The sequence below is a fragment of the Actimicrobium sp. CCI2.3 genome (assembly GCF_035019065.1).
Taxonomy (GTDB): Bacteria; Pseudomonadota; Gammaproteobacteria; order Burkholderiales; family Burkholderiaceae_D; genus Actimicrobium.
The window spans coordinates 46,636-61,758 of record NZ_JASJWR010000018.1 but is presented as its reverse complement, the minus strand read 5'-3'; the positions used below and the strand labels follow the sequence as shown (position 1 = coordinate 61,758).

Below are 15,123 nucleotides of genomic sequence, written 5' to 3'. Positions count from 1 at the left end.
CGGCAGATTTTATCAGCACTTTTTGGCTTTTTCAAATAGTGGATGCATTTCTCATAATGCGAAATAATGCTGCGAAGCGTCATTTTTATGAGGCAAGTTTCCTTCGTCAACTGACGCCTTCAGCACAGCAACCGCCTGCCCGCCCAAAGCGACCGGGCTTTATAATCGCGGTTTTATTTCAGCCGGAAACCATCACCATGCCAGCCCAACTGATCAGCGGAACCCAGCTCTCCCAACAATTGCGCGCCGATGTCGCCCGCCGCGCTGCCGCGCTGACCGCTGCCGGGACACCGCCCGGACTGGCAGTGATTCTGGTCGGCGAAGATCCGGCCAGTCAAGTCTATGTACGCAACAAGGTCAAGGCATGCGCTGATACGGGCATCGTATCGACGCTGGAAAGGTATGCCGCCACGCTGTCCGAAGCCGATCTGCTGGTCCGCATCGCGGCACTCAATGCCGATCCGTCGGTCCACGGCATCCTCGTCCAGATGCCGCTACCCAGGCATATTGATCCCGCCAAAGTCATTGACGCGATTTCGACCCGCAAGGACGTCGATGGTTTCTCGGTCCAGAGTGCCGGTGAACTGATGGCAGGTTTGCCGGGCTTTCGTCCGTGCACGCCGTTCGGCTGCATGAAAATGATCGAGAGCACCGGCGTACCGATCAAGGGCAAGCATGCGGTGGTGATCGGCCGCAGCAATACGGTCGGCAAACCGATGGCACTGCTGCTCTTGCAAGCCAATGCAACTGTCACCATCTGTCATAGCAGTACTCCGGACCTGGCCTATCACACGCGTCAGGCCGACATCGTCGTGGCAGCCGTTGGCAAGCGCAATACGCTGACGGCAGACATGGTCAAGCCCGGTGCCATCGTCATCGACGTCGGCATGAACCGCGACGATGACGGCAAGCTGTGCGGCGATGTGGACTTCGCCGGAGTACAAGATATTGCCGGCTGGATTACGCCCGTACCGGGCGGTGTCGGTCCGATGACGATCACGATGTTGCTCGTCAATACCCTTGAATCTGCTGAAGGAAAATAAACCGATGACCACCTCCATTGCTGCTAACGCGGTTGCAAACTCAGTTGCCAACCCCTTGCTGGACTTTTCCGACCTGCCACGTTTCGATCTGATCACGCCGACCGATGTGACACCGGCGATCGATCAGCTGATTGCCGAATGCAGCGCCGTGATTACGCAACTGGAAGCACCGATGGAGACGGTCAGCTGGGACAATTTTGTCGAACCGCTCGATCTGGCGACCGAGAAACTCGCCCGTGCCTGGGGCATCGTCGGCCATCTCAATGGCGTGATGGACACGCCAGCGCTGCGCGCCGTGTACAACGAAAACCAGCCCAAGGTCACCGAATTCTGGACCGCACTCGGACAAAACCTGGCGCTGTTCGACAAGTACAAGGCCTTGCGCAACGACGCCGGTTTTGCCAGCCTGTCGCCAACCCGCCAGAAAATCATCGACAACGCGATCCGCGATTTCCGCCTGAGCGGGGCGGAACTGTCCGACGACCTGAAGCCGCGTTTTGCCGCGATTCAGGAAAAGCACGCCGACATCTCGACCCGCTTCTCCGAGAACGTACTCGATGCGACCAATGATTACGCGCTGTTCGTCGAGACCGAGGCCGAACTGGCCGGCTTGCCGGAGGACGTGAAAGAAGCTGCCCGTGCTGCGGCCGACAAGGACGGCAAGGCCGGCTACAAGTTCACGCTGCATTTCCCGTCGTTCTTCCCTATCCTGCAATATGCCGACAACCGTGCGCTGCGCGAGCAGGTCTATCGCGCCAACGTCACGAAAGCCTCCGAACTCGGCGTGAAACCGGAGTGGGACAACACCCAGAACATCATCGATTTGCTGGCACTGCGCAAGGAAGAAGCCAGCCTGCTTGGTTACGCCAGCTATGCCGAAGTCTCGCTGGCGGCCAAGATGGCGGACACGCCGCAGCAAGTCAGTGACTTCCTGCGCGACCTGGGCCAGCGTGCCCGTCCGTTTGCCGAACAGGACCTGAAAGAACTGCGCAGCTTCGCCGCGACCGAACTCGGCCTGACCGAGATGGCATCGTGGGACGTCGCCTACGCCTCCGAAAAATTGCGCGAGCAGCGTTACGCGTTCTCCGAGCAGGAAGTAAAGCAATATTTCCCGCAGACCAAAGTCACCGAGGGCTTGTTCCGCCTGGTGCAAAATCTGTACTCGGTCGAGATCAAGGCCGATAGCGCGCCGGTCTGGCATCCGGATGTGAAGTTCTTCCGCATCGAGCGCGACGGCAAGCTGATCGGCCAGTTCTATCTCGACTTCTACGCCCGCAGCGGCAAGCGTGGCGGTGCGTGGATGGACGATGCACGTGGTCGTCGCCTGCATGGCACGCAAGTACAGACACCGGTGGCGTACCTGACCTGTAACTTCACCGAGCCAACAACCATCGATGGCAAAGTCAAGCCAGCCTTGTTCACGCATGATGAAGTCATCACGCTGTTTCATGAGTTCGGCCATGGCTTGCATCACATGCTCACGCAAGTCGATGAAATCGGCGTCTCCGGCATTTCTGGCGTGGAATGGGATGCGGTCGAATTGCCATCGCAATTCATGGAAAATTTTTGCTGGGAATGGGATGTCCTGCAGCACATGACAGCGCGGGTCGATACCGGTGCCGCACTGCCGCGCGCGCTGTTTGACAAGATGACGGCCGCCAAGAACTTCCAGTCGGGCATGCAAACCTTGCGTCAGGTGGAGTTCTCGCTGTTCGACATGTTGTTGCACGACGACTTCGATGCTTCCGCCAACAATGCCGTCGCCGATCTGATTGCCAAGGTTCGGCAGCAAGTCGCTGTCCTCATTCCGCCCGATTTCAACCGCTTTCAGAACTCGTTCAGCCATATATTTGCCGGCGGGTATGCTGCCGGTTACTATAGCTATAAGTGGGCCGAGGTCCTGTCCGCCGATGCCTATGGTGCCTTTGAAGAGGCCCGTTCGGCAGACGGCGACAAGGGCTACAGCGAAGCCGGCAAGCGATTCCTGCGCGAGGTACTGGCAGTCGGCGGTTCCCGCCCTGCGCTGGATTCGTTCAAGGCGTTCCGTGGTCGCGAACCCAACATTGACGCCTTGTTGCGACACAGCGGCATGGCTCCGAGTGCGAGCTGAATGAGGGAGACACCATGAAGCATCTGCAGGCAATCCTGAGCGGCGTACTGATGGTGGCGAGCGTGCTCGCCAGTGGCGGCGGGATGGCGCAGCAAATGTACAAGTGGACCGGTGCCGACGGCAAGCTCAACTACACCGACACGCCGCCGCCGGCGACGGCGCGCCGCTCCGAATCCTCGGAAGTTGCCACCGCCACCAGCGACAGCGACAGCAATACCGCCCTGCCCTATGCGTTAGTGCGAGCGGCCCGGGATCACCCTGTCGTGCTGTACACAACCAAGACCTGTGTCCCCTGCGACCTTGGCCGTGCCTACCTGTCCAAACGTGGCATTCCGTACACCGAAAAAACCGTCAACAGCGCAGCCGACATCGTCCACCTGAAACAGGCTGGCGGCGATGGCACGATGCCGATGCTGCTGGTCGGACGCTCCAAGCAGACCGGCTTTGAAAGCGGTGCCTGGGGCAATATGCTGACGGCGGCGGCTTATCCGGAAACCAGTCGCTTGCCGACGGGCTATCGCAATCCGCCAGCGGGCGCGGCAGCACCCGTCACCGACAAGGTGCAGACCGAGCCAGCCGAACTGCCCGGTACGCCAGCAAGTCGTTCTTCTTCTGCGCCACTGCCGAGCGGGAAGACAGATTCCGGATTCCGTTTCTAATACCCTTGCCATGACCAGAGTCGACTTCTACAGCAATATCCCTGACAAGATTCATTACGTCTGCCGGCTGGTGCGCAAGGCGCGCCATGCCAATTGCAAGATCGTGCTGATGGGCGAACCACCGCAACTGGCCGCACTCGATGCGGCACTGTGGACATTTTCCGACCATGATTTTGTTGCGCACGTGATGGCCGACGATGCACTGGCGATCCATACGCCAGTCATTCTCGCCGCCACCGATGCGGATGCCGATGCACTGCCGCACCATCAAATCCTGATCAACCTGACCAGCCAGCCACCGCCAACCTTTGCCCGCTTCGAGCGGCTGTTTGAAATCGTCGCCACCGATGCAGCCGAGATTGCCAGCGGTCGCGATCGTTACCGTTTTTACCAGCAGCGTGGCTATGCGCTGACGCATTTTGTTGCCGACAAATGAGGCCCAGCGATGATCAATCACGACGCCGATAGCGGCATTCCTTTGCTGACCGAAGTCATGCCCATCGATGACGAGGCGACGCGTGCCGACGATCAGGCAACGTTGTATGAGCCACCCCTGTTGCTGATGAAAGCCAGCATTCCGGAACGCACTCTCCCCAGCGCGCTGGCCGACCTGCAGGAAACCACGTGGACCGAGGAAGACTTTGCCAGCATGCAAGCGGAGATGAGCGACCGCATCACGCGCCAGGTACTCAGGCGACTCGATGTCATGCTTGAAGACCGTATCCGCGATAGCCTGGCCGACGTGCTGCAACTGGCTGTCAGTGGACTGGCGCAGGAAATCCGTCAGGAACTGAAGCAGACACTTGAAGAAGCGATCAGCCGCGCCGTCGCGCAGGAAATGCCGAATTTCCAAACAAAAAATAATCCGCTTTAAATTTTGTTTTATCGACACTCACCCAGATAATTCTTTCATAAATAAATATTTAGGCCACGTAATTGCGGGCCTGAACAGACCATAATTTTCTACAATTGAGTCATCGTAAATTGGAGATGGCCATGAAAGTTATTGTATTGGGATCAGGGATTATCGGCACCGCCTCAGCGTGGTTTTTGAACAAGTCAGGTCACGATGTGACGGTGATCGATCGCCAGCCAGGTGCCGCGCAAGAAACCAGCTTTGCCAATGGCTGCCAGATCTCGGTATCGCATGCCGAACCCTGGGCTAATCCGGCCGCCCCGATGAAAATACTCAAGTGGCTGGGCAAGGAAGATGCTCCTCTGTTGTATCGCTTCCGGCCTGAATGGCTGCAATGGCGCTGGGCCATGAACTTCCTGCGCGAATGCACGCCGGCCCGCACTGCGGACAACATTCGCCAGATCGTGGCGATTTGCGAATATAGCCGCCAGACACTACAAGCAGTGCGTGCAGAAACCGGCGTTGATTACGATCATTTGACGCGCGGCATTTTGCATTTTTATACGGACAAAAAAGACTTCGAAGAATCGCTGCCTGCCGCCAAACTGATGTGCGAGCTTGGCTGCCAGCGTGACTCGATCAGCGCAGAAGAAGTGGTCCGCATCGAACCCGCTCTGGCGAGCCTGCGCGACAAGATTGTCGGCGGCGATTTCACGGCGAGCGATGAATCGGGCGACATCTACAAGTTCACCACCGGACTGGCAAAAAAAGCCGAGGAAGCCGGTGTCAAGTTCCAGTTCAACACGCAGATCACGCGACTCATCACTGAAGGCCGTGGTGCCTCCGCCAAAGTCACCGGCGTGGAAATCATCAATGAAGCCGGTCGCCATGAAGTGCTGCACGCGGATATTTTTGTGATGGCGATGGGCAGTTTTTCGGTACCTATCTTGAAGCCACTGGGCATTGACCTGATGATCTATCCGGGCAAAGGCTATTCGGCGACGTACAAGATCATCAATCCGGACTTGGCACCGTCGGTCTCGCTGACCGATGACGGTTACAAGCTGGTCGTCTCGCGCCTCGGTGACCGTCTACGCGTGGCAGGCACCTGCGAACTCAATGGCTACACGCGTGAACTCAATACGGCCCGCTGCGAAGCCATCACGCGCCGCACCAAAGAATTGTTTCCGGGTGCCTGCGACTATGACAACCCAACTTACTGGACCGGTTTGCGGCCACTGACGCCATCGAATGTGCCGTACATCGGCAAAACGAAATTCAGTAATCTGTACCTCAACACCGGCCACGGTACGTTGGGCTGGACCATGGGTTGCGGCTCCGGCCGCGCGATTGCCGACATCATTTGCGGCCGTCAGCCGGAAGTCGATTTTGCCTTCACCGGCATGCCGCGTCGGCCTGCCAAAACCGGCGTAAAAGGATCGCCCGTACAAGCCTGATCGCTACGAGCACCCCCAACGAACGAGACCAGGCGGTCTCGTTTTTTTTGGTCGTCACCCTCATTCGCTGCCAACGGAACGGTTAGCCTTGCGCGCAACGCGCTGGTATCCGGCGACCATCGATGACCTTGTTCAGCGCGAGTGAGCAGGTCAATGATTCCTCCTATGACTGAGCTAAGTTTGTCCGGCAATACTGGCGTCAACATCAATAGTCCTTGTACGGAGAACACGCCATGTCCATGCCGACCACCACTTCCATCACGTCCTCCAGTTCCTCTGTCTCATCCACCTTACCCTCGCTTAACAAAGTCCCGGAAGTGACGCTCGCGTTTTGGATCATCAAGATTCTCTCCACGACGGTCGGCGAAACGGGTGCCGATTATCTGGCAGTCGATGCGGGACTCGGCCATGGCGTCACGCGCGCAGCGATGGCTGCACTGCTGGCGATTGCGCTATTGATGCAATGTCGTACCCGACGCCATGTCCCTTGGATTTACTGGCTGACCGTAGTTCTGGTCAGCATCGTCGGCACCCAGATTACCGATTTTCTTACCGATAGTCTGGGCGTGCGCCTGACGATCAGCACGTCTGTATTTGCCGTGATGCTTGCGGCGATTTTTACGGTCTGGTTCCGGGTCGAGCGCAGCTTGTCGATGCACGACATCGTGACACGCCGCAGGGAATTGTTTTACTGGTCAGCCATACTTTGCACGTTTGCCCTGGGGACGGCCGCAGGTGATTTGACCACCGAAGCGGTGGGCCTTGGTTTCGCTTGGGGCACCGTGTCGTTCGGCATCCTTATTGCGATCACCTATGCCGCATGGCGCTTTGGTGGCAATGCGGTTCTCACCTTCTGGATTGGCTACATCCTGACTCGCCCGTTCGGTGCCGCACTCGGCGACCTGCTGACGCAGGCCGGGACCGATGGCGGGCTTGGCATGGGTGCGTTGTGGACCAGCGCCTTGTTCCTGAGCGTCATCGTGATGCTGGTCGCGCTCGCGCAGTTCGGCGCTGGCAGCAACCGGAACGTACGCGCTGCCGAATAACATCGGCCCCCTTCCCGTCAACCGTTGCCCCACTTACAGGAACCTCCATGAATGCATCACTAAAAAAATCCTTGGCCAAAGTGCCGGAAGTCACGCTCGTTTTCTGGGTCATCAAGATTGCAGCCACCACACTGGGGGAAACCGGCGGCGATGCCGTGTCGATGTCAATGAATCTGGGCTACCTCGTTGGGTCGATCATTTTCATGGCCGTGTTTTTGATTGCGGTATTTGCCCAGATCAAGTCCAGGACCTTTCAGCCATTGCTGTACTGGACCACCATCATCGCCACCACTACCGTCGGCACGACGCTCGCGGATTTTGCTGACCGTTCCCTTGGTATCGGCTACGCGGGGGGCTCGGCATTGTTGACGGCCTTGTTGCTCGGCTCGCTGCTGCTTTGGCATCGGACACTCGGCTCGGTCTCAGTCAGCACCGTCAGTTCACCGAGAGCCGAAATGTTTTATTGGGTGACCATCATGTTTTCTCAAACATTAGGAACGGCACTGGGCGATTGGACTGCCGGCACCGCCGGACTGGCGTATGCCGGTGCGGCCATGATATTTGGCGCGTTGCTGGCGCTGGTCGTGGCCCTCTACTACTGGACCACGGTGTCGCGCACTCTGCTATTTTGGGCCGCCTTCATTTTGACGCGTCCCCTCGGGGCCGTGGTCGGCGACTTTCTGGACAAGCCGCTCAATGCTGGCGGCCTGGCACTGAGTCGTTATTCCGCCTCGGCGGCCCTGTTTGCTTTTATCCTGATCAGCATTCTGCTTTTCAAGCAAAATGCGGCTAGAACAGCGCACTGATTGATCGTTATTTGCGGGAGTTGACATGCGCGTATTGCTGGTCGAAGACGACATCATGATTGGCGAAGCCATCCAGGGCGCGCTGAAAGACGCGTCGTACGCGGCTGACTGGGTCAAGAATGGTCAAACCGCCCTCACGACGCTGGCTTGCCAGCACTATGATCTGGTGTTGCTCGACCTTGGACTTCCCGGCAAGGATGGTCTGGAAGTACTGACCAGCATTCGCGCCAGCGGCAATCCGGTTCCACTTCTCATCATCACCGCCCGCGATGGCCTCGATAATCGCGTGCGTGGTCTGGACGGCGGGGCCGATGATTACCTGCTCAAACCCTTTGAGATCGCCGAACTGCTGGCTCGCATGCGAGCCGTACTCAGACGCCAGGGAGGCAGCGCAACACCGGTTCTCGGCAATGGCATCGTGTCGCTCGATCCGGCAACCCGGGAGGTCGCTGTCAACGACGGTGAGTCGGTACAACTGTCCAACCGTGAGTTCGGCTTGCTGCATGCCTTGCTGACACGCCCCGGCGCAATTCTTTCCCGGCGCGATCTGGAAGACCGACTTTACGGCTGGGGCGAAGAGGTTGAGAGCAACGCCGTCGAATTCCTGATCCATGCGTTGCGGCGCAAGCTAGGTAGCGACGTCATCAAAAATGTCAGAGGAGTCGGATGGATGGTTTCAAAAAACGCTTGAACGAATCGGTTCAGTTCAAGCTGTCCTTTACGCTGTCGCTTGTGATTCTGGTCATTGCGATACTGGCGGGATCATTTTCCTTCGTATCGGCATTTGACGAAGCGCACGAGTTGCAAGACGACATGCTGCGACAGGTTGCCGCCCTTTTCGACCGGCAGCATCTGCCGCTATCCCATCTCGGGGACGATGGCCGCGCCAGGGACAGCGACGAGGAATCGCGTGTCGTCGTTCAATATCTTTACGATGGCAGCAAGGCGGCCGCCACGGGAAACATTGGCGCACCGCTGCTGCTGCCGCCAACCCTCCCCGACGGCTTGCATACGCTTGACGTCAGCGGCGAGCCATTCCGTGTGCTGGTCAAAACGACGTCCGATAACGAACGGATCGCCGTTGCGCAGGAAGCCGGTGTACGCAATGACATTGCGCGCGCCAGTGCCTTGCGTACCCTGATGCCGCTGCTGATACTGGTGCCCATCCTGCTCCTGATCGTGGCTGACCTGGTGCGCAAGCTGTTTCTGCCGATCGCTTCGTTGTCGGCAGAAATTGACGGGCGATCCGAACAGGAATTACATCCCGTCGAAGACAGGTATCTTCCCGCCGAAGTACGTCCATTCGTGGTGGCGATCAACCGTCTGCTCGTTCGCGTCGAGCAATCGATGGAGACACAGCGCCGGTTTGTCGCGGATGCCGCGCATGAACTGCGTTCGCCATTGACTGCGTTGTCGCTGCAAGCCGAACGACTGGCCCAGGCCGAGATGTCCGACCTGGCGCATGAACGTCTCATTACATTGCGCCGGGGCATAGAGCGCGGCCGCAACCTGCTGGACCAACTCCTCACCCTGGCCAAGGCACAGACTGTCTCCACGGTACCCAAAGCGCCGATATCCGTGCAACATATCTTCCGCCGTGTGCTGGAAGATATCTTGCCACTGGCAGAAGCGAGGCAGATCGATATCGGTGTCGACGGCGAGCAAGACGCCGCACTCTGGGTCAGCGAAGCAGATCTGATTGCCGTGATCAAGAATTTAGTCGATAACGCTATTCGCTACACGCAAGATGGCGGCACGGTCGATCTCTCGGTCACCACGAAAGACGGCCAGGCTATTGTGCGTATCCAGGATTCCGGACCAGGTATTTCAGTGGCCGAGCAACAGCGGGTATTTGACCCGTTCTATCGCACACCGGGCAGTGATCAAGCCGGATCAGGTCTGGGACTTGCCATCGTCAAGGCAATCACGGACCGGATTGGCGCGAAGATTGCGCTAGCATTGACAGACGAAGCAAGCCATTCAGGCTTGCGTGTTCAGGTGTCCGTTTCGCTGGCCAGGCCGTCTCATCAAGGGTCTGCAAGGACGAGAAATGCACCGCCGTTACCTCAAGACACCGAGTCAGTTTGATCTGGTCGTGACCACCGAAAAATGAATCCACCCGCAAAAAAGGGAAACAGATGACGACAACAACCGGCTGGTTTTACTGGGCAATTCTGTCCGCCATTTTTGCGGCACTGACCGCCATTTTTGCCAAGATCGGAATTCAGGGCGTCGATTCCGACCTCGCCACCTTGATCCGAACGGCAATCATCATCGTGGTCCTGTCAGTCTTCGTCGCGGCGACAGGCAAGTGGTCCGATCCCTTCGCACTTTCACCGAAAACATGGTTGTTTCTCACCTTGTCCGGCCTGGCGACTGGCGCATCGTGGGTCTGTTATTTCAGAGCACTCAAACTTGGTGAAGCGTCGAAGGTCGCTCCAGTCGATAAGCTCAGTCTTGTCCTGGTCGCGGTATTTGCCTTTGCGTTTCTCGGCGAACGGCCATCGTTACGGGAGTGGTCCGGTATCGCGATGGTCGCTGGTGGGGTGCTCTTGCTGGCCTTCAAGCGCTAGGAGCCTGTCGGACTTAGGGAGAATCGGCTGCAGAGAGTTCATTTTTTTGCGCGCACTTGCACTTCCAGCGACTTTTCATCGAAGGCAATCCGTGTCACGAACTTGGAGCGCTTCATCGGAAAGCGCGACTGGAAATGCCGCACGTTACCCGAACCTGAAATCACCCTGCGCACAAATTGGTAATACGCGTCCATGTCGATGACATGCGCTACCAGGAAATAGTCGAAATCTCCCGAGATGAAATAGCATTGCATGACCTCGGCTTCCTTGCTCATTCTGGTCTCGAATTCCTGCATGCATTCGTCGGACTGATTCGTCAGTGAAATTTCAAGAAAAGCGAGCATGCCGTAGCCCAGCGCAAACGGATCGACCAGCGCCACATCGGCGTTGATAATGCCGGCCTCGCGCAAGTTGCGCAGACGGCGCAGGCAGGTCGGCTGCGAGATATGCGTCTTGTCGGCCAGCATGCGCGTGGGGGTCTGATTGTCCTTTTGCAGCAGGTTCAGGAGCTTGCGATCGACTTTGTCTAGTGCGTAAATTTTAGGCATATAAAAAATGAACAATTGGTTAAAAAATCGCAGAAAAACGCTTTGCGATCACGTTCATGTCATGTAACTTCTACATGTTCAGAAATCTGAATGACAGTGTTGCCGCTAGGCTGTTTTTTTTCAATCCTCAGGAGTATATAAATGCAGTTCAAACCAAAAATGATTCCCTTGGCCGCCGCGTTGGCATTTGCATTTGCAGGAACTGCTTCCGCCCAGGAACAGATCGTCAAGATCGGTCACGTCGGTCCGATCTCTGGCGCGATCGCCCATCTGGGCAAAGACAATGAAAACGGTGCCAGGATGGCCATCGACGAACTCAACGCCAAAGGCGTCGTCATCGGTGGAAAAAAAGTCAAGTTCGAGCTACTGACAGAAGACGATGCAGCCGATCCAAAACAAGGTACGGCCGTCGCACAGAAACTGGTCGATGCCAAAGTCAACGGCGTCATCGGTCACCTCAACTCAGGTACTACGATTCCTGCCTCGAAGATTTATTACGAAGCCGGCATTCCACAGATTTCTCCATCAGCAACCAATCCAAAATACACGCAGCAAGGCTTCAAGACCGCCTTCCGCGTGGTCGCCAATGACGGTCAGCTCGGCGGTACGCTGGGTCGCTACGCCGTGCAAGTCCTGAAGGCCAAGCGTGTTGCGGTCATCGATGACCGTACTGCCTATGGTCAAGGTGTTGCCGAGGAATTCATCAAGGGTGCCAAAGGTAAATCGTCCGGTGTCGAGATCGTCGCCACCCAGTACACCAACGACAAGGCAACCGACTTCAACGCCATCCTGACTTCGATCAAATCGAAAAAACCGGACGTCGTGTTCTTCGGCGGCATGGATGCCGTCGCTGGTCCGATGCTGCGTCAGATGAAACAACTGGGCATCGAAGCCAAGTTCATGGGCGGTGATGGTATCTGTACCGAAGCACTGGCCACCCTGGCCGGCGATGCGATGGCCGACAATCAGGTGGTCTGCGCTGAAGCAGGCGGTGTCGAAGATGCACAGAAAAAAGGCATGGAAGACTTCAAGGCGGCGTACAAGAAAAAATTCGGCGTCGATGTGCAGATCTACGCACCGTACGTCTATGACTCCGTCATGACGATGGTCGATGCGATGGTCAAGGCCGGCTCGTCAGATCCCGCCAAGTACGCACCCGTGCTGTCGAAAATCCAGCACAAAGGCGTGACCGGCAATATCGCGTTTGATAGCAAAGGCGACATCAAGGACGGCACACTGACCTTGTACACCTACCAGAGCGGCAAGCGTCTTCAACTGGCAGTAGTGAAGTAATTATCCGGTTGCTCCCCAAGGCGCCACGATCGCAAGATCGGGGCGTTTTTTTTTGCCACTCTGTTTCCAGTCGAGGATGTCATGTCTAAAAAAGTAGCAGTCATTACCGGATCATCGTCGGGCATCGGTGCCGCCACTGCGCGCCTGTTTGCCCGCAACGGCTACAACGTGGTCATCAATTTTTCGCGCAATCCGGAACCGGCCAACGTCGTTGCCGAACAATGCCGTGCGCTTGGTGCGGACGTTCTGGTCATGCAAGCGGATGTCGCGCAAGATACCGATTGCCGCGCACTCGCCGCAGCGGTGGACGCTAAGTGGCAACGTGCCGATGCGCTGGTCAACAATGCCGGCACGACGAAATTCGTCGCCGCAACCGATCTAGACGGGTTGTCGGCCCAGGACTTCCATGACATTTATGCAGTCAACGTGATCGGTGCCTACCAGATGATCCGTGCCTTCGCACCGCTGATGCAGCGTAATCCCGGAGCCGGCATCGTCAACGTGTCGTCGGTCGCATCGGTCATGGGCAGCGGCTCCTGCCTTGCCTACATGGCGTCGAAAGGTGCACTCAACGCCATGACATTTGGCATGGCACGCGCACTGGCACCTGCGATCCGGGTCAATGCGGTCGGACCGGGCCTGGTCGAAACACCCTGGCTGCAACAAGGCATGGGGATAGAGCGCTATGACGCGATGCGGACCAATTACGAAAAGGTCACCCCGCTGGCGTCGACGATCCAGCCGGACGACGTCGCCGACGCCTGCTTCTGGCTCTGCAATGGCGCAGCCCGCACTACCGGCGAGTTCATCCTGGTCGATAGCGGCTTCGCCAAGTTCCCGACATTGGGACGATAACCACTGCCGCCTGCAGACATTTCCCGGATCGCCTATCCTGCCATTTGAAAAAAACCGACTACGGCACTTTCCGATCAACTTGCTACAAGGATTCTCATGCCATCAATCACTTTTCATTTTGCACAACGCAGCGTCCTGACGCTCGCTCTGGCGGGCCTGGCGACCTGCACGTTACTGGCACCCGTTGCAGTGCTGGCGGCGGCACCCGCGCAAGTCAAGACCCAGGTTCCCGGCTACTACCGGATGGCCATTGGTGACTTTGAAGTCACTGCGCTCTACGACGGCTATATCGAACTCGACACGGCGCTGCTGAAAAATGCGACACCGAAAGAGATCAAGGCATTGCTGGCACGTTCGTTCGTCAACAAGAAAAGTATCCAGACAGCCGTCAATGCCTATCTCATCAACACCGGCAGCAACCTGATCCTGGTCGATACCGGGTCGGCCAAATGCTTTGGCCCGACGCTGGGTGCGCTGCCTGCCAACCTGAAAGCGGCGGGCTACGAGCCATCCCAGATCGACACCATCGTGGTGACTCATCTTCACCCGGACCATGCTTGCGGCCTGCTCGATGCTGATGGCAAGCCTGCCTATCCGAATGCGACATTGCGTCCGGCGCAGGCCGAGGCCGATTTCTGGCTGGATGCAGCGATTGCCGCCAAGGCACCGAAAGACGCGCAAGGCTTCTTCAAGATGGCGCGTGACTCGGTCCAACCGTACATCGACGCGGGAAAATTCAAGCCTTTCGCCAGTGGCGAAGTGCTCGTCGCCGGTATCACGCCTGTAGCGACACCGGGACACACGCCCGGCCACACCAGCTATCAGGTCACCTCGAAAGACCAGACCCTGATGATCCTGGGCGACCTGATCCACAGTTATGCAACGCAGTTCCCGCGTCCCGGCATCGCCATCGGTTTTGACAACGACAGCAGCAAAGCCGTCCCGATGCGCAAAAAAATCTTCGATGACGCGGTCAAGAAGCAGAGCTATGTCGCGGGTGCCCACTTGCCGTTTCCAGGTATTGGCCAGTTGCGCAGCGAAGGCGCCAGCTACGGCTGGGTACCGGTGCAGTACGCACCGTTTGGCATCGGTCGCTAACCTGCCGCTCCCATAAAAAAGCCGCCGGGTTCAATCAACCCGGCGGCTTTTTTAATTGCCCGACGCTTATTTCAGCGTCAATATCCATTTCACCAGCGTGCGCGCTTCGGCTTCACTGACCTGCGTATTGGCAGGCATCGGTATCGCACCCCAGTTACCACTGCCGCCTTTAAGTACTTTTTGCGTCAACTTGTCTTCCGCATCTTTTTGTCCGGCGTATTTGGCTGCGACGTCCTTGTATCCGGGACCCACCACCTTGTTGGCAACCGCATGACACGCCATGCAGTTTTTCGACTTCGCCAAATCGGCATTGGCCAACGCCACATTCGACACGAATGCACTCAAGGCCACACCCACCAGAAAGTAAAATTTCATCGCGATCTCCATGTAAGACTAGCGATCGATTCTACAGTGGATTATCGGAATGCCTTGACAGCTAAGTTGTGACAAATCCTCCGCCGACTGCACGCAACCCCCGCCCAACGCGGTTGACCGTTAGTTCCAGACACCCTATCCTACAAAAACTAAGAGGAGTCGTAATGCCAATCATCATCCTGATCGTCGTTCTGGGTCTGCTGCGCTATTTCGAGATCGGCCCGGTCGCCAATTTATCCTGGTGGTGGATTGCCGCTCTGTTCGGCGTTGCCTTCATCTGGTTTGAATTCATCGAACCCCTCTTCGGACTCGACAAGCGCAAAGCACACGACGAAATGGAACGCATCCGCACAGAGCGCGTCAAGAAAACCTTCGAGAAAAAACCACCGCGCTGGTAATCATTT

General features: G+C 57.2%; 17 protein-coding genes. 15 read left to right on the top strand and 2 right to left on the bottom strand.

Translation table 11 applies throughout. The features are described from left to right. The first annotated feature begins 197 nt into the window (after positions 1-197). The 11 genes from folD to QN370_RS11525 all read left to right on the top strand — a co-directional run bounded on the left by folD (position 198) and on the right by QN370_RS11525 (position 10,550). Complete coding sequence (folD, locus tag QN370_RS11575; protein WP_322126516.1) at positions 198-1,043, top strand: bifunctional methylenetetrahydrofolate dehydrogenase/methenyltetrahydrofolate cyclohydrolase FolD; 846 nt, start codon at positions 198-200, stop codon at positions 1,041-1,043. A gap of 4 nt (positions 1,044-1,047) precedes the next feature. Further along, complete coding sequence (locus QN370_RS11570) at positions 1,048-3,153, top strand: M3 family metallopeptidase (protein WP_322126515.1); 2,106 nt, start codon at positions 1,048-1,050, stop codon at positions 3,151-3,153. Between the two features lie 14 nt (positions 3,154-3,167). Next, complete coding sequence (locus QN370_RS11565; RefSeq protein ID WP_322126514.1) at positions 3,168-3,812, top strand: glutaredoxin family protein; 645 nt, start codon at positions 3,168-3,170, stop codon at positions 3,810-3,812. Positions 3,813-3,822: 10 nt separating this feature from the next. Further along, a complete protein-coding gene (locus QN370_RS11560) occupies positions 3,823-4,248 on the top strand; it encodes a DNA polymerase III subunit chi (RefSeq protein ID WP_322126513.1) in 426 nt (141 codons plus the stop codon). A 9-nt stretch (positions 4,249-4,257) separates the two neighbouring features. Next, positions 4,258-4,686, top strand: coding sequence for a hypothetical protein (locus QN370_RS11555; protein WP_322126512.1), 429 nt, complete (start codon positions 4,258-4,260; stop codon positions 4,684-4,686). 122 nt (positions 4,687-4,808) lie between these two features. Continuing rightward, positions 4,809-6,125, top strand: coding sequence for a D-amino acid dehydrogenase (locus QN370_RS11550; RefSeq protein ID WP_322126511.1), 1,317 nt, complete (start codon positions 4,809-4,811; stop codon positions 6,123-6,125). Between the two features lie 239 nt (positions 6,126-6,364). Next, entirely contained in the window at positions 6,365-7,171 is an 807-nt protein-coding gene (locus QN370_RS11545) for a hypothetical protein (RefSeq protein WP_322127214.1), read from the top strand. Positions 7,172-7,218: 47 nt separating this feature from the next. After that, positions 7,219-7,977, top strand: a complete 759-nt coding sequence (locus QN370_RS11540) for a hypothetical protein (protein ID WP_322126510.1) — start codon at positions 7,219-7,221, stop codon at positions 7,975-7,977. Positions 7,978-8,002: 25 nt separating this feature from the next. Beyond that, a complete protein-coding gene (locus QN370_RS11535) occupies positions 8,003-8,668 on the top strand; it encodes a response regulator transcription factor (RefSeq protein WP_322126509.1) in 666 nt (221 codons plus the stop codon). Then, positions 8,644-10,065 carry a sensor histidine kinase gene (locus QN370_RS11530; RefSeq protein WP_322126508.1) on the top strand — a complete coding sequence of 474 codons (1,422 nt, stop codon included), beginning with the start codon at positions 8,644-8,646 and terminating at the stop codon, positions 10,063-10,065. The genes QN370_RS11535 and QN370_RS11530 overlap by 25 nt, the downstream gene beginning before the upstream one ends. A 50-nt stretch (positions 10,066-10,115) precedes the next feature. Next, a complete protein-coding gene (locus QN370_RS11525; RefSeq protein ID WP_322126507.1) occupies positions 10,116-10,550 on the top strand; it encodes an EamA family transporter in 435 nt (144 codons plus the stop codon). A gap of 38 nt (positions 10,551-10,588) precedes the next feature. On the opposite strand, the gene QN370_RS11520 is transcribed toward QN370_RS11525, so the two are convergent. Then, a complete protein-coding gene (locus tag QN370_RS11520; RefSeq protein WP_322126506.1) occupies positions 10,589-11,098 on the bottom strand; it encodes an Lrp/AsnC family transcriptional regulator in 510 nt (169 codons plus the stop codon). A 141-nt stretch (positions 11,099-11,239) separates the two neighbouring features. Here QN370_RS11520 and QN370_RS11515 point away from each other — a divergent pair, with 141 nt between their 5' ends. The 3 genes from QN370_RS11515 (at position 11,240) to QN370_RS11505 (ending at position 14,344) form a co-directional block, all read left to right on the top strand. Then, positions 11,240-12,391 carry a branched-chain amino acid ABC transporter substrate-binding protein gene (locus tag QN370_RS11515; RefSeq protein ID WP_322126505.1) on the top strand — a complete coding sequence of 384 codons (1,152 nt, stop codon included), beginning with the start codon at positions 11,240-11,242 and terminating at the stop codon, positions 12,389-12,391. Between the two features lie 81 nt (positions 12,392-12,472). Next, positions 12,473-13,246, top strand: a complete 774-nt coding sequence (locus QN370_RS11510; RefSeq protein WP_322126504.1) for an SDR family oxidoreductase — start codon at positions 12,473-12,475, stop codon at positions 13,244-13,246. A 96-nt stretch (positions 13,247-13,342) separates the two neighbouring features. After that, positions 13,343-14,344 carry an MBL fold metallo-hydrolase gene (locus QN370_RS11505; protein ID WP_322126503.1) on the top strand — a complete coding sequence of 334 codons (1,002 nt, stop codon included), beginning with the start codon at positions 13,343-13,345 and terminating at the stop codon, positions 14,342-14,344. Between the two features lie 66 nt (positions 14,345-14,410). On the opposite strand, the gene QN370_RS11500 is transcribed toward QN370_RS11505, so the two are convergent. Continuing rightward, complete coding sequence (locus tag QN370_RS11500; protein ID WP_322126502.1) at positions 14,411-14,719, bottom strand: c-type cytochrome; 309 nt, start codon at positions 14,717-14,719, stop codon at positions 14,411-14,413. 164 nt (positions 14,720-14,883) lie between these two features. On the opposite strand from QN370_RS11500, the gene QN370_RS11495 reads away from it, so the two are divergent. Further along, complete coding sequence (locus QN370_RS11495) at positions 14,884-15,117, top strand: TIGR04438 family Trp-rich protein (protein ID WP_322126501.1); 234 nt, start codon at positions 14,884-14,886, stop codon at positions 15,115-15,117. The last annotated feature ends 6 nt before the right edge of the window (positions 15,118-15,123 follow it).